The organism is Bacillus sp. FSL K6-1005 (assembly GCF_038000225.1).
Taxonomy (GTDB): Bacteria; Bacillota; Bacilli; order Bacillales; family Bacillaceae; genus Bacillus; species Bacillus mojavensis.
Genome location: NZ_JBBOBP010000001.1, coordinates 635909 through 653902, shown reverse-complemented (window position 1 = coordinate 653902; position 17994 = coordinate 635909). Strand labels below are relative to the sequence as shown.

18 protein-coding genes are annotated in these 17994 nt (G+C 45.3%); 6 read left to right on the top strand and 12 right to left on the bottom strand.

Annotated features, from left to right (window positions below; genetic code table 11):
- Window positions 1–63 precede the first annotated feature (63 nt).
- Window positions 64–480: a YtoQ family protein gene (locus NST16_RS03280; protein WP_340888262.1), complete on the top strand. Its 417-nt coding sequence runs from the start codon at window positions 64–66 to the stop codon at window positions 478–480.
- Between the two features lie 58 nt (window positions 481–538).
- Here the strand turns inward: NST16_RS03280 and NST16_RS03275 are convergent, their stop codons facing one another.
- Window positions 539–1612 carry a M42 family metallopeptidase gene (locus NST16_RS03275; RefSeq protein ID WP_168748539.1) on the bottom strand — a complete coding sequence of 358 codons (1074 nt, stop codon included), beginning with the start codon at window positions 1610–1612 and terminating at the stop codon, window positions 539–541.
- 157 nt (window positions 1613–1769) lie between these two features.
- On the opposite strand from NST16_RS03275, the gene NST16_RS03270 reads away from it, so the two are divergent.
- Window positions 1770–2087: a PepSY domain-containing protein gene (locus tag NST16_RS03270; protein WP_010331516.1), complete on the top strand. Its 318-nt coding sequence runs from the start codon at window positions 1770–1772 to the stop codon at window positions 2085–2087.
- A gap of 53 nt (window positions 2088–2140) precedes the next feature.
- Here the strand turns inward: NST16_RS03270 and NST16_RS03265 are convergent, their stop codons facing one another.
- The 3 genes from NST16_RS03265 to trmB all read right to left on the bottom strand — a co-directional run bounded on the left by NST16_RS03265 (window position 2141) and on the right by trmB (window position 5481).
- A complete protein-coding gene (locus NST16_RS03265; protein WP_268450736.1) occupies window positions 2141–3841 on the bottom strand; it encodes an NAD-dependent malic enzyme in 1701 nt (566 codons plus the stop codon).
- 82 nt (window positions 3842–3923) lie between these two features.
- Entirely contained in the window at window positions 3924–4769 is an 846-nt protein-coding gene (locus tag NST16_RS03260; protein WP_268445393.1) for a YtnP family quorum-quenching lactonase, read from the bottom strand.
- Window positions 4770–4839: 70 nt separating this feature from the next.
- Entirely contained in the window at window positions 4840–5481 is a 642-nt protein-coding gene (trmB, locus tag NST16_RS03255) for a tRNA (guanosine(46)-N7)-methyltransferase TrmB (protein ID WP_032731296.1), read from the bottom strand.
- 196 nt (window positions 5482–5677) lie between these two features.
- On the opposite strand from trmB, the gene NST16_RS03250 reads away from it, so the two are divergent.
- A complete protein-coding gene (locus tag NST16_RS03250; protein WP_010331520.1) occupies window positions 5678–5956 on the top strand; it encodes a YtzH-like family protein in 279 nt (92 codons plus the stop codon).
- Here NST16_RS03250 and NST16_RS03245 read toward each other — a convergent pair whose 3' ends face one another.
- The 5 genes from NST16_RS03245 to thpR all read right to left on the bottom strand — a co-directional run bounded on the left by NST16_RS03245 (window position 5957) and on the right by thpR (window position 11584).
- On the bottom strand, window positions 5957–6754 hold the full coding sequence (locus NST16_RS03245; protein WP_010331521.1) for a phosphotransferase family protein: 798 nt from the start codon (window positions 6752–6754) through the stop codon (window positions 5957–5959).
- A 201-nt stretch (window positions 6755–6955) separates the two neighbouring features.
- Window positions 6956–9091, bottom strand: coding sequence for a type I pullulanase (pulA, locus tag NST16_RS03240; RefSeq protein WP_268472207.1), 2136 nt, complete (start codon window positions 9089–9091; stop codon window positions 6956–6958).
- Window positions 9092–9116: 25 nt separating this feature from the next.
- The gene (locus NST16_RS03235; RefSeq protein WP_268450742.1) at window positions 9117–10046 is read right to left on the bottom strand and encodes a YegS/Rv2252/BmrU family lipid kinase; all 930 of its coding nucleotides are present in this window, start codon (window positions 10044–10046) and stop codon (window positions 9117–9119) included.
- Window positions 10047–10094: 48 nt separating this feature from the next.
- The gene (locus NST16_RS03230) at window positions 10095–11009 is read right to left on the bottom strand and encodes a hypothetical protein (RefSeq protein WP_229146475.1); all 915 of its coding nucleotides are present in this window, start codon (window positions 11007–11009) and stop codon (window positions 10095–10097) included.
- 23 nt (window positions 11010–11032) lie between these two features.
- On the bottom strand, window positions 11033–11584 hold the full coding sequence (gene thpR / locus NST16_RS03225) for an RNA 2',3'-cyclic phosphodiesterase (protein WP_340883884.1): 552 nt from the start codon (window positions 11582–11584) through the stop codon (window positions 11033–11035).
- A 148-nt stretch (window positions 11585–11732) separates the two neighbouring features.
- Between thpR and cysK the strand changes: the two genes are divergently transcribed.
- A complete protein-coding gene (cysK, locus tag NST16_RS03220) occupies window positions 11733–12668 on the top strand; it encodes a cysteine synthase A (protein WP_029441392.1) in 936 nt (311 codons plus the stop codon).
- Between the two features lie 33 nt (window positions 12669–12701).
- Here cysK and pepV read toward each other — a convergent pair whose 3' ends face one another.
- Entirely contained in the window at window positions 12702–14093 is a 1392-nt protein-coding gene (gene pepV, locus NST16_RS03215; RefSeq protein ID WP_340883881.1) for a dipeptidase PepV, read from the bottom strand.
- A 96-nt stretch (window positions 14094–14189) separates the two neighbouring features.
- Here pepV and pbuO point away from each other — a divergent pair, with 96 nt between their 5' ends.
- Complete coding sequence (pbuO, locus tag NST16_RS03210) at window positions 14190–15488, top strand: hypoxanthine/guanine permease PbuO (protein ID WP_268445377.1); 1299 nt, start codon at window positions 14190–14192, stop codon at window positions 15486–15488.
- Between the two features lie 35 nt (window positions 15489–15523).
- Here pbuO and NST16_RS03205 read toward each other — a convergent pair whose 3' ends face one another.
- Both NST16_RS03205 and NST16_RS03200 read right to left on the bottom strand, forming a co-directional pair.
- Window positions 15524–16681 (bottom strand): ABC transporter permease, encoded by a 1158-nt coding sequence (locus NST16_RS03205; RefSeq protein ID WP_340883878.1) that lies wholly within the window; start codon window positions 16679–16681, stop codon window positions 15524–15526.
- Window positions 16678–17388, bottom strand: coding sequence for an ABC transporter ATP-binding protein (locus NST16_RS03200; protein ID WP_168748550.1), 711 nt, complete (start codon window positions 17386–17388; stop codon window positions 16678–16680). Before NST16_RS03200 ends, NST16_RS03205 begins: the two co-directional genes overlap by 4 nt.
- A 285-nt stretch (window positions 17389–17673) precedes the next feature.
- Here NST16_RS03200 and NST16_RS03195 point away from each other — a divergent pair, with 285 nt between their 5' ends.
- Window positions 17674–17895: a DeoR family transcriptional regulator gene (locus tag NST16_RS03195; protein ID WP_003152337.1), complete on the top strand. Its 222-nt coding sequence runs from the start codon at window positions 17674–17676 to the stop codon at window positions 17893–17895.
- The last annotated feature ends 99 nt before the right edge of the window (window positions 17896–17994 follow it).

Sequence of the window (17994 nt, the reverse complement as noted above, 5' to 3'; positions counted from 1 at the left end):
TGACAAATGGACATACATAAGGAGGGATCCCGTTTGGAGTTTATCGTCTATTTAGCCGGATAAATCCATAGCAATTGGCGTGAGGAAATCAAGGAGAAAACAAAATCACTGAAGCTTCCGATTACGTTTGTCGGCCCGATGGAGCACCACGACCGTTCGGACAATATCGGAGAAGAAATTATGGGCGCTCAGCCAAACGCAGTCTATAAGGACGACAAGGCTTCTGATATCAATAACTTCAGAACGGCTGTCTTGATGAATAAAGCAGACTTTGTGATTGCCTTGTTTGGCGAAAAGTACAAACAATGGAACACAGCAATGGATGCTTCCTATGCTATCGCAAAAGGTAAACCCCTGATCATTATTCGTCCTGAATCGCTCCATCACCCATTAAAAGAGCTTTCAAACAAAGCGAATATTACCGTTGAAACGGTGAACCAAGCGATTAAAGCACTTTCGTATGTATTTGAAACAAAATAAGAAAAAAGCTTGTCGACATGGCTTACAAGCCTTGCTCAACAAGCTTTTTCTTCAGGTTTTACATATTTTCTTTAATCGCTTCAACCGTCTGCTTGTCACAGGCAGTTACGAGCTTTATCAGCATTTCTTTTGCCGCGGCGTAATCATCAATATGGATAATAGACGCATTTGTATGAATGTAGCGGGAGCAGACTCCGATAACTGCCGACGGAACGCCGCTGTTTGAAATATGCACTCTGCCTGCATCTGTTCCGCCGCCGGAAACAAAGTATTGATATGGAATCTGATGCGTTTCAGCCATATCCAAAACAAATTCTCTCATTCCTCGGTGCATAACGGTTGTTCTGTCAAGGATGCGCAGCAAAAAGCCCTTCCCAAGCTGCCCAAACTGCTGTTTATCGCCGCTCATGTCGTTTGCCGGACTGGCGTCAAGCGCGAAGAACAAATCCGGTTTGATCATATGAGACGCTGTTTGCGCGCCTCTTAAGCCGACTTCTTCCTGAACGGTTGCGCCAGCGTAAAGCGTATTCGGCAGTTCTTTTCCTTGCAATTCCTTCAGCAATTCAATGCTCAATCCGCAGCCGTACCGGTTATCCCACGCTTTTGATAATATTTTCTTTTCATTGGCCATAATGGTAAACGGGCATACAGGGACTACCTGCTGGCCCGGTTTAATACCGATTTTGATGGCGTCTTCCTTATCATCTGCTCCGATATCAATCATCATATTTTTGATATCCATCGGACGGTTTCGCTGAGCATCTGTTAACAGATGCGGCGGTATGCTTGAAATAACCCCCGGAACCGGGCCATTATCTGTTTGTATTTCCACTCTTTGCGCCAGCAGTACCTGACTCCACCAGCCGCCGAGCGTTTGGAACCTCAGTAATCCGTTATCTGTAATGGATGTCACCATAAATCCGACTTCATCCATATGTCCAGCCACCATGATTTTCGGCGCGTCCTCTCCGCCTTTTCTGACTCCGAAAACACTTCCCAGTCTGTCCTGAACGATATCATCGGCATATTTGGCAAGCTCCTGCTTCATAAACGCACGGACCTGATGCTCATTGCCCGGCGCTCCGGGAAGCTGCGTCAGTGTTTGGAAAAGCGCTTTCGTTTCTTGATTCATGTTTTCCCCTCATTTCTATGTAGTTCTTTTATTTTATTAGAAAAAATTCTGTTTTCCAAGCACTCTGATTGAATCTGCTCAATGAGCCGCGTATCGCTTAACAGGATTTGGCGGTTTCTGTATAATGAAAGTACGATCAATCAGGAGGTGCTTTATTTTGAAATTGCGTCATCTTCTTTTAGGAGCAGGACTTGGCATTTGTACGGCTGTTGTTGTGAAACAATATGTGATGAAGCCTTATATTTCTTCAGAAAGAGCGCTTCGTATCGTAAAATCCGCTTTTAAACAGCGTGGGCCGATTGATGGATCATGGATCTACACCCAGCCGGAGCCCTACAATGTGAATGGGGAAACCGTGCAGGTGTACAAGACCGGTGTAACACGGTCAGCTTTTGGAGAACTAGAGCAATATGAAGTGATGGTGGATGCGAAAACGGGGAGAATTGTAGATGTCATTGATACAATCGCGTCTTAACACCGGACAAGCGTAAAAGAGAGGAGCCGCTGCCCATGCAGCGGCTCTTTATATTATATCGCTCGAATCGGTTTGTATACCGGATACCACATCGCGTCCTGCACAGCCTGAATGATGTCCTCAGGCTCTTCAGTGGCCACGCCTTCCTTAATGGCGGTTTTAGCAACTTCAACTGCAACCGTTGCCGATACAGTCCGTAAATCTTCCACCTTCGGAAGCATCGGTGCGCCAGGCACTCCAACATTGACCATACTTGCGATCGCACGGGCACACGCTTCAAACATGCTGTCTGTAATCAATTTTGATTTGGTGACAATTGTACCAAGCCCAAGCCCCGGGAAGACAAGTGCGTTGTTGGCCTGTCCGATATGATACGTCACGCCGTTATAATCCACAGGCGGGAACGGACTGCCTGTCGTGATAAGCGCACGGCCTTCCGTCCATTCAATTAAATCTTGCGGTTTTGCTTCAGAAAGAGTCGTCGGATTCGACATTGGCAAAATCGCCGGCCGTTTTACGTGTGAAGCCATTTCTTTTACAATTTCTTCAGTAAATGCACCGGAAACTGTTGATGTACCGATGAGAATCGTCGGTTTCGCCTGACGGACCACCTCAAGGAGATCAATACCTCCGCCTTCGCCGTTGCGCTGATAATCTTTCACCTCATCAGCCTGACGGGCATAAGACTTTTGAAAATCAAGAAGCTGATCCATATCATCTGTTAACAGCCCGTTCCGGTCTATGCACCAAAAGCGCTGGTACGATTCTTCCTCACTAAGCCCCTCTCGCACCAATGCTTCACGCAGCTGTTCAGCAATTCCGATTCCGGCCGTACCCGCTCCGAATATCACGACTCTGTGCTCCTTCAGCGGCACTTTTGATGCTTTTGCACAGGATAAAACTGCCGCAAGTGAGACAGCGCCTGTCCCTTGGATATCATCATTAAACGTACACACTTTATCTTTATAGCGTTTCAGGATGCTGCGCGCATTTTTCGCTCCGAAATCCTCCCAGTGAAGCAATGCATTCGGGAATGTCTCTCTCGCAAGTGAGACATATTCATCAATAAATTTGTCATAGCGTTCACCGCGCACTCTGGAATGCTGGTTGCCGACATAAAGCGGGTCGTTCAGGAGGCTCTCTTGATTTGTGCCCGCATCCAAAACGACAGCCAGCACTCTGCTTGGATCAATTCCCGCAGCTGCCGTGTATACTGCAAGCTTGCCAATTGATATCGCGATACCGCCTACTCCCCAGTCTCCGATTCCTAAAATCCCTTCCGCATCGGTTGCCACAATTAAATCAATGGCATCACTTTTGTCTTTAAACTGTTTAAAGGCCTCTTTCATTCCTTCCGGGTCATCAATTGACAGATAGAGCCCTCTCGGCTTCCTGTATTCATGGCTGTATCTCTGAATGGCCGTACCTACTGTCGGCGTGTATACAATCGGGAGCATTTCCCCTAAGTGGTCATTTAACAAACGGTAAAACAGCGTTTCATTTCGATCGTGCAGTGCTGTCAAATAAACATTTTTACTTAAATCATCCGGCTGTGAGGAAAACTGTTCGTACGCTCTTTTTGCCTGTTCATCAATGGTTAATACCTTCGGCGGCAAAAAGCCATTCAATCCGAGCGCTTTTCTTTCCTCCTTTGTAAAAGCTACTCCTTTGTTCAAAAAAGGAACAGAGAGTACTTCAAGGCCTCTTAATGTTGTCTGAATTTCTCCTTCGTTCGTTACTTCGAATTGTTTCACCCTGCCTCTTCCTTTCTGAGCATAATTAGTACTAGGTTTGCTTTATTAGCCGGAAATCATGCAGGGTAAACATGAAAATATGCTATTGTTTCTTTCGTTTGAGTGATTCTGTAATCCTTTCGTCCCCATCCCATTTCAGTGCGCGATATTCGGCATCATGATAAAAAATAAACCATGCGTCTTTTTCCGCTGCATACGCCTGCCACTTTTGCTTTTGCGGTATAGAGGTCATCGGATAATCATCATAAGCCAGCACCCATAATGGATTGCGGTGGGCGTGTGTCGGCATCAAATCCGCCATATGTACCGCGGTTTCACCCGCATCCTCACATACAAGAACACAGTGGCCGTCACTGTGGCCCCCGGTATGATGCAGTGTAACCCCCTCTGTTATGGTGCAGGTGTTTTCAAAGGTTTTCACTTGGGCGGCAACAGCCTCCCAGTTTTCTTTCCAGTAGGTATTTTTCGATCTGATATTCGGATGGCGCATTTCATACCATTCAACAGATGAAGCATAAATAACGGCATTTGGAAAAACCGGAACCAGTTTATCGCCTTCGTATTCCGTCAATCCGCACGCATGATCAAAATGAAGGTGTGTCATGGCGATCACGTGAATATCTTCAACTGTTAATCCGAGCGCTGCTAATGATGTTTTCACATTGGATTCTTGAGTCACACCGTAGTTTCTTTTTTGTTTTTCAGTCAGCTTGCCGGACCCGATACCGGCATCGACGATCACGTTTTTCCCGTCCTTTTGAATAAGAATCGGATCTGTCCTTAGTTCAATCTGGTTTTTTTCATTGACTGGATATTTTTTTGACCATAACGGCTTTGGAACAACACCGAACATGGCTCCTCCGTCCATGTGAGTCACCCCTCCGTCAAGCCAGGTTAACGTCGTGTTTCCAATTTTCATCGTTTCCATTTTCATCCCCCCTGTCATCATCGTAGCAAACAGCGCATAAAAAAAACAGACTCCTGCGTCAGAGTCTGTTTTACGCTCTCCATTCAACTTCAGCCCGATAAATCGGCTGGCCGAGTGCTGAGAATTTTTCTTCATATTCTGTCATGATGTTATCTTCCATATCGCTGTTATGCAGATCAAGACTGACATATGTCAGCAGCAATCCGTATTCCGAGAAGCTTTTCAGCGAGTACTCAAACAGACCGCGGTTGTCTGTTTTAAAATGAATTGCTCCGCCTTTCCCCATCACTTCTTCATATTTCTTGATAAAATGGGAATACGTGAGACGGCGTTTTTCGTGGCGTTTTTTCGGCCAAGGATCAGAAAAGTTCAAGTACACCCGTTTGACTTCACCCGGCTCAAACACGTCTGTCAGCGTGTCCGCATCTATATTCAAAAGCTTCACATTCGGCGCTTCGCTATCTTTTACTTTCTGGACAGCAGTTACAATGACGCTTTTAAATAACTCAATGCCAATATAATTAATGTCGGGATTTTGTTTGGCCATTCCGGAAATAAATTGCCCTTTTCCTGTACCGACCTCGATATGGATCGGATTGTCGTTGCCAAACACTGTATTCCATTTTCCTTTATAATCAGCAGGATTGCTGATGGCAATATCTGCGTTTTCAGCCAAAAAGTCATCAGCCCAAGGCTTGTGTCGCATTCTCATATGATTGACACCTCTATCTATTATTTCGACTAACAACATACCATGAATTAAAAAGACCCGCAAGCTTGTTTTTAAAGGTGTGCCTTCACATAAAAAAAGAGGTTCCCGTCTGTCGGAACACTCGTGTCTCATGCATAAAACCATCCTGTTTTGAACAATTTAACCCATAAGATACTGAAGGGATGTGTACCGTTTTATGGGTTTAAATTACGAGAATCAAGTTGATCTATTGAAGGACATTTTGACTGACCATCAATTAGACTGCTGCGGAACCGTCGCAGAGTACGAACAGCTTGAACGTGTGATTAAATCTCTGATGGCAAACACCGAGATCGATTCACACTTAAAAAACGTGCTGGAAGATGTGTACCGATACAGCCAATCAGGAATATCGTCCAAATCCATCGACTCACACATACAAGAGCATCAGAACAGCTTGTCTCAATGGGTAGAGGAAATGGATTCATATTCCTGATTATTGAACAATTCGCTTCATCAGCATATGCAGTTCTTCCATTGCATCATGGAATTCTTTATCGTTTCCTTTGGATTTATGCCAGGCAATGTAAGTGATTGTTTCAGATAGCACATACCATGCCATTCTTAACCGAAGGCCTTCCGTTAACTCGATGCCGTACATGCCCAGCCAGCTCTCCCAAGCTGGCTTTTCAACGTAGTGGTACAGCAATGGCCCTAGATCCATCGCCGGGTCAGCGATCATGGCGCCGTCCCAGTCAATTAAATACAGCTGGTTGTCTTCAGACAATAGCCAGTTATTATGATTGACATCACAATGGCAAACGACTTTCTCACCGAAATGCACTTCATGCAGATGATCTTCTAAATACGTAATCCCTTCTTGAATCAGCGGCGAAGTTTGCTGCACAGCAAATACAGCCTGTTTAAGCTGAGACAGCAGAGCCCCTGGATTCAGCGGTTCCTTTCCAAGTCTCTTCAGCATGTCCAGCAAGGCCTTTGATGTGTGTATTTTACGAAGCAATTCAGCAACGGACCGTCCGCTCATGTCTTTCGGCTTCAGCTCTCTGCCGGTCATCCAGTGCTGGGCCGTAATGACGTCCCCATTCTCCATCCGTTTTGTCCAAACCAGCTTAGGAACAATGCCTTCGGCGGATAAAACAGCTAAAAAAGGTGAGCTATTACGTTTTAAAAAAAGCTGCTGCCCGTTATGTTTCGCATAATATGCATCTCCTGTAGCTCCTCCGGCGGGGAAGATCTCCCAATCGCTACCTAGTAATTGTCCCAACCAGTTCATATCAATGTTCAACCCATCATTTCTTAAAATATTTTAGAATAAGGCCTATTCGTCTTCAGTGTATCCAGCGAATGCCTTTTTCGTACGAATCGTATGAAAAATAAAAAAGACAGCTATTGAGAGTCTCATATGCTAATCAATAGCCGTCTTTTAAATTTTAGCGCTATAGCACAAACTTCGTCAAGCAAAACTCGTAAGATCTCATGCTAAATATAAGATAACCGTTCCGATGCCGTTTACAGCAACCGCTTTCTTGATTTCTCCCGGATCAGCGCAAAACCCGTCAGTATCACATAGAAGCCGGTAAGCCTTATCTTTCGGCAGCTGCCATGTAACAGAATCAGGGCTGGCATGATGGATGACAATGATTTCTTCCCATTCGTCGATTGCGCCGAGGCCAAACAGCCGGTATACAATAAGGTGCTCTTTGAGAGCCAGGCATTCAAGGCTGCGGTGAATATCCGCTGATGACGTAAGCCGGAATGCCGGATGCGCTTTTCTGAGCGAAATCAGCTTGCGGACATAATCAGCATCTTGCATGAATGTTTCACGCCGCGACCAGTCCAGCTGGTTGATGCTGTCACTGGATTGATAGCTGTTTTCCACCCCCTGCTTCGTCCGGAAAAATTCCTGTCCGCTGTGAATAAACGGAACTCCCTGGGCCAGCAAAATGATTGCAGTCGCCAGCTTTTGCCGGCTTCTCTTTCGGATGTCACTTTCTTGTGGAAGCGCGAGGCTCATTTTATCCCAAAATGTGTGGTTGTCATGCGACTCGACATAATTGATAGATTGGCTCGGCGCAGACACAAGCGGAGCTGTCTCTTTCCATCCGGAAGATCCGGCAATCCCATGCATGACTGTTTCCGCTTTTTCGCCGTTCCCAAGGGCAAAACCCGCTGCCGCGACTTGAAAGGTATTCCCTTTAACAGCGTCACGAAACGAATCATTGAAAAAACCGACGCCCGGCATTTTTGAGGCATTCGCCAATGTCGCTTTCTGATCAGGCGGCAGCGGTGTTGCCAAATCCCAGCCTTCCCCAAAGAGAAGGATTCCGGGCTTTACCTCAAATGCTTTTTCTTTTATATGAAGAACCGTTTCGATATCTAAGATGCCGAGCAGATCAAAGCGGAAGCCGTCGACATCGTATTCCTTGAGCCAATACAGGACGCAATCCGTAATGAATTTTCTCGCCATCCGCCTTTCTGAGGCGATGTCATTCCCGACGCCGGTGCCATTTGAAGGCATCCCGAATTGATCATGCCGGAAGAAATAACCGGGCACCGTTTTTTCAAAGGGCGAGTGCTCTCTTTGATATACATGGTTATAAACAACATCCAGGATGACACGCAGGCCATGCCGATGCAGGGTGTGAATCATTTGTTTTACTTCTTTGTTTCTTGTCTGAGGGTCGTGAGGATTGGAGGCATAGCTTCCCTCCGGGGCGAAAAAATGAAGCGGATTATAGCCCCAATTGTAGGCGGCAAGCGGAGTTTCTTCATTAACTCCGGCATAATCGTTTACCGGCAAAAGCTCGATATGCGTAACGCCAAGCTCTTTTAAATAAGAAAGTCCTGTAGAACTGCCATTTTTCGTTTGAGTGCCAGTTTCAGCAAGCGCCGCATACTTCCCCTTGTTCTTCATACCGCTATTTTCATGAATGGAGAAGTCACGGACGTGCATCTCATAAATAATGGCATCAACGGGGTCTGAAAATGGTGTAAGCGAAGGAGCCGAGTTTGCTTGATCTGGGCGCAGCACGACCCCCTTCTCTCCGTTGACCGTCACAGCCTTTGCATACGGATCCACCGTTTCTGTCCATTCTAAATTGTTGCAGATCCGGTACACATACTCATAGCCGTGCAGATCTCCAACCACTGTAACGGCGTATACTCCATTTTCCATTCTTGTCATTTGGAACGTATGCCCGCTTTTTTCGGGATGTGACAGCTTGACGGCAGCTGACGTCGCAGCAGGCGCCCATACCTTAAATTCAGTATAATCCGAAGTGTAAACAGCTCCGAGCTCTCCGTCATAATAAAATGCAGCATCAAACGGGTCCGTCCTGATCACTGCCCCGATTTGGAGATCCGTTACTCCGCCACCGGATGCTTTGACATAATGCGTTTTCCCGAAAGTGACCGGCTGCTCAGCTACACATACATACTTGTATTTCCCTTCTATTTTCCATTCCTGACTGACTGTCAGAGGAATTTCCCCTGTATCTGTCTCTAACTGAAAAGGCGGCGTAAAGGTATCTTTTTGATCAGCAGGGATCAGAACCGTAATGATATTCATTTCATCGGCATAAGCTTCAAAGCGACGTTGGATACTGACCATCAGAATCTCTCTCCTCCAAAAACGTTTATGTTTTGATCCGTAACGGTGAGGGACTCGATGCCAGACGGAATGGGGTTGTACCCATGATTTCTCCGTCAGCATGGAACGGAATTTTGTCCTTCGTGTAAAACATAATGTCTTTCGCTTTAAACATCGTCACGCCGTCCATTTTGGTGTGTTTTCCAAATGTCATCAAGCATAAAAACCAATACTTTTTCAAAAACGGCAGATTCTCAACAATGATGATATCAAATGCCTGTTCGCGAGGATTCGCAAGCGGGGCCGCCTTCATGCCGCCTCCGTAAAACGGATGATTGGAGACGACCGCAAACCAGACATGATGAAATTCCTGTGTCTCTCCTTCAATTGTACAAGCCAACGAAAACGGCTTAAAGGTAGCCGACGCGTACAAATGGGATAGCGGATAGACAAGAAAGCGGAGGCGCAGAAAATGGATCGCCCGTTTGAATGGAAATTCTAATGCCTTTTTATTGACGTATGCGTCAAAGCCGATTCCGATATGATTCAAAAAATAAAGAACCTGCGATTTATCCTGAAGCAAATTAACGCTTCCTAAATGAAACGTTCGCGTTAACGGACGCTTCAGCTGTCTGATTTCCTGAATCAGGTCTATTTTCTTAATCGAGAATCCTCTGGAAAAATCATTGTACGCGCCAGCCGGCACAAAACTCAGTTCGATATCATCAACATCTTTCAGTCCGTTGACGACTTCGTGCATCGTTCCGTCTCCGCCAATAACAATCAGGCGTTTCAGCTTATATTCCTGCATCGTTGAAATTTGCCGGGCGAGAACCTCGGCGTGTCCCGGATGCTCAGTTAAAAATGAGCGGTGCTCAATCTTTCGTTTCAGTAATTCCTTTTGTATCGACTTCCAAACACGCAGGCCTTTTCGGTGCCCTGCTGCCGGATTAATAATAAAAAACCATTGGCTCATCTTTCTCACCTGCTTATGTTATGAGAAAACCGCTCAAATCGTTCTGCTTTACTCCAGCCACTCTTGTCTGCGATAGGAGTCTGACAGGCAATAAGACAACAAAGCCTTTGCAGCCTTTAATTGATGATGTTTTATCGGAGCAGTGTTTTTCTTCTGTTTCTCCATCCATTCCGCCAAGCCCCGTTTGTCCACTATTTCCAGACCGTACGGCGGTTCGGGGTAATCGATGTATGACGTTCTGCTCAGGAGTAATTTCGATACCGGAATATCAGCGCCTTTTTCCTTTACGATCTTCGACACAACAGATCCCGTCCGAAACAGACTCAACGCCGGATTTAATACCGATTCAGTCTGAGAGCCTGTTTTCTTCTCCCAAAAACGATGTTTAGATCCTATGTACACACTGTCTTCCTCTGCATCTATAAAAGAAACGCAGTAAATGTCAAGAGGTGAAATGATCACTATGCTTAATTCTACTGCCGCCTGCTGAATTTTGAGCACAGGCTTATACATAATAAAATAAGAATCTGGAAGCTGCTGGGCCAGAAAAAGCAAAATGCGGTCCTGCTTCACCTGGTTTGACAGATTTGACATCTCGGAAAGCGTAGAGCTTGCCCATTTGAGCTGAAATTCATATAAATGTCTTTTATAAAAGGAAGCAAGTGCCATCCTGCTTTTCGGCAGCCTTACATTTAGATCGTCTTCTTCCTCAAACCATTGGTGTCTCTCTTCTTGTATATCGGCTTCTATCTCTTCTTTTTTTCTTTTCAATGAAAATTTCTTACGTTTCTGCACCGGTTCCGGCTGTTCAGCATTGGCTTGTCTTTCTTCATGCTGGCGCTCCGCTGCTTCTAATAGTGAAAGCCAGCGCTCTTTTTTCAGCCGTATAAACTGATTCATATAATGGTACGGATCAAGTTCGTATCTCGATATATAATCATATATTTTGATGATTTGTGCCATTTTGTTTCTCCACTCCGCATGAATTAAGTTAAAGGAAATTTGAATTTTTCCTCATATTTTGGTGATTGATTTAAGTGTATCTGAAATAGTGAAAATCGTTCAATAGCCGTTGAAACTTCACCGCTTTTAAACGGGATATGCGCCGGAAATCCCCCGTGGCCTGTCCATTTTCTTGCCAGCGTCATATGGGGATGATACGCTCTCTTTTCCACTTTAAAGCCTGCTTGAAGAACAGCTTGTTTTGTATGCTCCCTCAGTGTTTCGAGCGCTGTATTCTTCTTCGGCTCCAAATGCAATACGCGCGGCTGCCTTCGGTCTCCGAACACATCTATTTTGTCAAATTCAATTGTAAACGGATTGGCATCTAAAGCGATCTCGGCAAGCGAGCCTTCAAGCTGATTGATTTGCGCTTCATCCGCCGCACCGAGAAAAAGTAACGTGATATGGTAGTCAAGCGGGTGCACCCATTTTTGAAATGTGAGCGCTGGCTCGTTTTTTGCAGCCTGGTAAATCGGATTTGCAATTTCCGGCGGAATGGGCACGCCGATGAAATAATGAGGCCGGATATCTGACATCCGTCTGACACTCCCTTCTTTGACTGCTATTATTTTATCAATAAAGAGGCTGCGCGAATAGAGGAACCGCATATGAAAACACTCTCGCGCAAACGTTTATTATGTTAGGATATTATATGACACTTGTTTTATTCAGAAAGGAATGACAATGTTGAAAATCGTTGAAAACACTTCTGATCTTATAGGAGATACTCCGCTTGTGAGATTGAATCGGCTTCAGCCGGAAAACGCAGCACAAGTCTATTTAAAACTTGAATTTTTCAATCCAAGCGGCAGTGTGAAAGACAGAGCCGCTTACAATATGATCATAGAAGCAGAACAAAACGGCTTACTCAAGCCTGGCTCAGTTATCATTGAGCCGACCAGCGGAAATACCGGAATCGGACTCGCCATGAATGCGGCGGCCCGCGGCTATAAAGCGATTTTAGTAATGCCGGATACAATGACGAAGGAGCGGATCAACCTCCTCAAAGCCTATGGTGCAGAGGTTGTGTTAACTCCCGGATCGGAACGAATGCCCGGCAGCATAAAAAAAGCGAAAGAGCTCGCCGAACAAATTCCGAACAGCTTCATTCCAATGCAGTTTGATAATACTGCTAATCCTGACGCGCATCGAAAAACAACTGCTCTTGAAATTGCCCGGGCAATAAAAGAAATCGGAAAACCGCTAGGCGCTTTTGTAGCTTCTTCAGGTACTGGCGGAACCATTACAGGAACCGGTGAAGCGTTAAAAGAACTGTTTCCGGATATTTTGGTTCATGTTGTCGAGCCTGCGGGGTCCCCGGTATTATCAGGCGGAAAACCGGGTGCGCATAAGCTGGTTGGGACAAGCCCAGGCTTCATTCCTCCCGTTTTAAATCAAGATGTGTATGATGAAATTATCAAAATCACTGATGAGGATGCGTATACGACAACCAGACGCCTTGCTGCGGAGGAAGGAATTCTCGTCGGGCCTTCTTCAGGCGCTGCCTGCTTCGCGGCGATTGAAGCAGCCAAACGTCTCTCTCCTGATCAAGTTGTTGTCTGTATGACAGCTGATACCGGAGAACGCTATTTATCAACTGATTTATGGTCATTTGTGTAAAAAAAGGACTGGCTTCAGAAGAAGCCGGTCCTTTTATTTTGCAAGTTCGTAGATGGCCTGCGCATATAAAGCAGTCGCTCTGAGGAGGTCATCAATTTCAATATATTCGTCCTTTTGATGCGCACTGTCGGGACGTCCGGGGAACAGCGGTCCGAATGCAACGCCGGCCTCCAAAGATCTCGCGTAAGTTCCCCCGCCGATTGAAATTAAATCAGCTTTTTTGCCCAATTGGCCTTCATATACCTTTTGCAGCGTTTTGACTAGCGGATGGTCTGCTGATACATGATGGGGCTTGCTGTCTTTAAATTCTCCAAGCTCAAATTCACTTGCGCTTTCAAATGCATCGCGGATCATTTTGCTTTCTGCTGTTACAGGATAGCGGATATTGATTCCGAGCTCGCCTCCTTGCCCTTCTGTATAGCGCAGTGTTCCGACATTTAATGTCAGCTCTCCGCTAATGTCATCCTCACAGGCGATATTCAGTTTCTTTCCTCTTGTATCATCTGTGAATTTATCTGTCACAACTTGAACAAAACGCTGTCCTGCTTCATCCAGCTCAGTTTGGCTTAAAAATTCTGCCAGTTTGATGCCGGCATTCACTCCATTGTTTGGTTCCATCGCATGGCAGGAAAGTCCGTGCATGCGCAATATCAGCTGACCGTTCTCAATCTCAGCTGCACCTTTTTGATCCGTCGCGCGGAGCATGTCTTGAAATGAGGCAAGAACCTCTTCTATATTTGATCCTTCGAGAACGGCTTCCGCAGCGTCTGGCACCATGTTTAAGCGAAGACCTGATGTAAACGAGGCAAGAACTATTTCTGAAGCGGCTTTATTTGTATGGTGCGGGATGAACAGTGAAGCATCAATAATCCCTTTTTCCGCGTTAATAATCGGGAAGTCAGCATCTGGCGCAAAACCGAGAGTCGGCATTTCTTCGTGCTTGAAATAATGCTCCACACATCTCCAATCACTTTCTTCATCTGTTCCGATAATGATTCTGACACGTTTGGACAGCGGCAGATTCATGTCTTTGACGATTTTCAGCGCGTAGAACGCAGCCATCGTCGGACCTTTGTCGTCAATGGCGCCCCTTGCATAAATCCGTCCGTTGCGGATCTCCGCTGAAAACGGTTCGCTTGTCCATCCGTCTCCGGGCGGTACAACATCAACATGGCATAGAACGCCGACAATGTCTTCACCCTCACCCCATTCGATATGACCGGCGAACCCGTCAAGATTTTTTGTGGTAAATCCTTCTTTTTCTCCAAGCTCAAGCAAAGAGGTCAAGCTGGCATTTACCCCTTCTCCAAATGGTTTGCCGGGCCCGGCTGTTGACTCGTCCATTACACTGTTGATTCTCAAGAATTCCTGCGTATCGCGAATCAAATCATCTTTTTTTCTGATCACTTCGACTTCCCAGTTCATAACGATCCCCTTTCTGCAATAAATCACTTGCAAAAACTAAATAAAACGAATAATATTAATGGTGTTTTGTTAAAACGTTCGTAATTGGAGGATACTATGTTTCATCTAAAAGAGCAGCAAACATCGATTAAACAAGAAATCATAGCTGGACTGACGACCTTTTTCACGATGGTCTATATTGTAGTGGTGAATCCGGTTATTTTAGCTAATGCCGGAGTTCCTTTTGACCAGGTCTTTACCGCAACGATTATCGCCTCCATTGTCGGAACGCTGTGGATGGCCCTGGCTGCAAATTATCCAATTGCCATTGCGCCCGGCATGGGCTTAAACGCTTACTTAGCCTATCACGTTGTAGGCGCAAGCGGCGGCGGCATCACGTACGCAACAGCTTTCAGCGCAGTATTCACAGCAGGGGTTCTCTTCATTATTCTATCGTTAACGCCTTTAAGAAAACAACTGATAGAAGCGATTCCAAACAATTTAAAATACGGCATCACAACAGGGATCGGGCTTTTTATTGCGTTTATCGGTTTACGGCAGGCGGGAATTATTACCGCTGATAAATCAAATCTGGTCACACTCGGCAACCTTCATTCGCCAGCGGTTATCTTAACGCTGATCGGCTTATTGATCAGTGTGATCTTGATGGTGCTGAATGTAAGCGGAGCGTTATTTATCGGAATGGCGGCTACCGCTTTGATTGCGTTTTTTACCGGCCAGCTGCATTTTCCTAAAGGCTTTATGTCTTTTCCGCATTTGCCTGAGGGATTGATTATTTCAAATCCGTTCTCCGCTTTTGGCGATGTGATCCATCACGGCCTGTACGCTGTCGTGTTTTCATTTCTGCTGGTAACGATTTTTGATACGACCGGTACAATGATCGGTGTGGCCGAGCAGGCCGGATTGATGAAAAACAACAAGCTCCCGAACGCGCGCAAAGCGCTGCTGGCTGATTCAACGGCGACCACAGTCGGTGCTGTTTTCGGCACAAGTCCGACAACCGCGTTTATCGAATCTTCAGCTGGCGTCGCAGCCGGGGGAAGAACAGGTCTTACGTCTTTCACTGTCGCGGTATTGTTTGCAGCTTCGATGTTTTTCAGTCCGCTTGTCAGCGCCTTATCCGGCATATCCGCCATCACCTCACCGGCTTTGATTATTGTCGGCAGCCTGATGATGGGTTCGGTGTCGAATATTAACTGGAAGGAGATGGACGAGGCATTTCCGGCATTTCTCGTTGTTCTGACCATGCCTCTTACATCAAGCATTTCCACAGGAATTGCCCTTGGCTTTATTTCGTATCCGATTGTGAAAGCAGCACGGGGAAAATGGAGAGACATTCATCCGCTCGTCCTTGTTTTTGCCGTTCTGTTTTTCATCCAGCTATTTATTCTATAACATACAGAAAACCCAAACGGCATCCGTTTGGGTTTTTATTTCATCAAAAAAGAGATAATGGCCGCTAAAAAGCAGCAGGAAACACAAGCATAGTGCAGCGTGTTCACACAGCTTTTTCTGGCCCGGTAATATTCGTCACTTTCCTTATCAGCTCCAATTAAGATCGGCGCATCCATCACTTTGTCAAAAATTAGCGAAAGCACGTAACGGCAAACACCTGTATAAACCAGCAGCGCCATCACCTTAAGAAAGATGGGGGAAACGACTGTTAAAATTGTAAAAGCCGACAAAAGCATATACAGATGCCTCGCATACTCCCCATTCCTCAGCATGACTTTAAAAAACAGTTCTTTATAGATTGTATACGTTGTCCGTTTCTTAAATATCCTTTTTGAATTCCGGAATAATAGTGGTTTTCTCCTCATCCTGTCCTTTACTCTCGGCATTCTCACATCCTGGCTTGTCATCATTACAAGACCTGCAAGAGTGAGCCTGATTTTTCTCTCCTCAAGCACCTCAGCCTCAAAAGCCAAAAACGAAGCCGTCTTTTTCAAACTACGTATGTAAGCAAAAATAAAAAACATAACACCGACAAGCGAAAGCAAGTGCCACTCAGTAAAGGTAATCATGAGAAACGAACACGCAAAGAGCACAGCCTTGAGAATAAAATCCGTGATCTGCCTCCAAATAGATCTTGGTTTTCTGATCCTTTCCTGCTTCAAAGATAAAAAGACCGTATGAAGACCGAATGTATAGATCAATAGAGAAGCGCTTTCTGAAATCGTGACGCGAACAGAATCAATGATAAAGGGAAGTAAAAGAAAAAAGAGCAGGAGCCATTTGGCGAGCGTAAACAATAAGGAATACACCAATGCGTATTGTTTCATCTGGCGTATGATCGCTTTCTTTTGCAGTAAAAACACTTGGTCCGCTTCCAGTAAAAACGTATGTATGGAGCCTGTACAAACAATCAGTATACCGACAGCGTATAACCATCTCCATTCGACCCTCTCAGACCACTCGTAAAGAAGGCCGCTTCCGTTCGCCCACTCCACATACTGATAAATCACAAAAGCAAGCGCCGGCAGGACAATGTAGAGCGCAACCGTCCAATCAATGACAGCATGCAGCACCTTAAACTGATATCGATAAAAATCCAGCCATCTTCGAATAAAGAGAGACCGCCCCTTCATGCCTTTCCTCCTTGAATCGCCGTATAAAAACAGTCAAGCAATGACTGCCCGTCTAACCCTGTCTGCGCTTGAATATCCTTTAAAGTTCCATGAAGAAACAAAGAACCTTTATCAATCATGTAAAACCTGTCGCAGATTTTTTCAGCGGTATCAAGTACGTGTGTGCACATGAGAATGCCAGCTCCCCTTTCTTTCTCAGCCTTCAGCATGTCCACAAAGCGTTTTGTCGAAATCGGGTCAAGGCCGATAAACGGTTCATCAATCACATACATATCAGGCTTAGAAAGAAAGGCCTGAATCAGCATCAGCTTTTGCTGCATGCCCTTTGAAAATGTCACCGGCAGCTCATGCTTGACATGATCAAGCGAAAAGGTTTCAAGAAGACTTTGAGACCGATATTCGAATTCACTCTGATCAATGCCGTGCAAAGTACTGATCAGATCGAGATGCTCCCACAGCGTTAATTCCTCATAAAAGGACGGGTGCTCCGGAATATAAGCAAACGAGCAATCATTCCAAGCGATAGTCCCTTTAAAGTCTTGCGAGAGTCCGAGTATCGCCTTGATGGCTGTACTTTTCCCAGCTCCGTTCGCTCCAATTAATCCGACAAGCTCCCCTTCTCTGACTTCCAATAAAACATCGGTGAGCACTTTTTTTCGGCTTGTATACCCTGCTTGCTCTATCGATGCTTCCAACAACATTCTCACTCTCACTCACCCCCTAAGTCACATACGAAACAGAATAAAAAAAGTTTCTTTAACCATAATAATATTGTGCTGCAGTACATAGTAATCCAACAAGGATGGCGGCCAAACTCAAATTGGAAAAAATTTATCATACTTATTCCTAGATTCACTGCGGCGAAATCGTGTATAATGAAGGCGAATTATTTAAACATTACAGATGTCTGCCTTAGTTGCTATTCGTACGCAGTTGATTTCGTGAGTTGTGGTTAGTCAAGTCCATCCGATCTTATGATAGGGAGTGGTTTTTTGAAACCTTCAACAAACCGTATGCTAACTCGAATTAAATCAGTTTACATGTTTATCCAAGAAAAAGGTCTTGTGACAACACAGGAACTGGTTGACGAATTCGGCATTACACCTAGAACGATTCAAAGAGACTTAAATGTGTTAGCATATAATGATCTTGTTCATAGTCCAAGCCGTGGCAAATGGGAGACAACGAGAAAGAAAGTAAAGATTACCTCATAACATTAAAAATTACATAGGGCCGCCCTGTGAGCGGCCTGATAATACAGGGCGAGGACGTTCTCAGCCTTGTTTTTGTATGCTTATATATAATAAAAATCC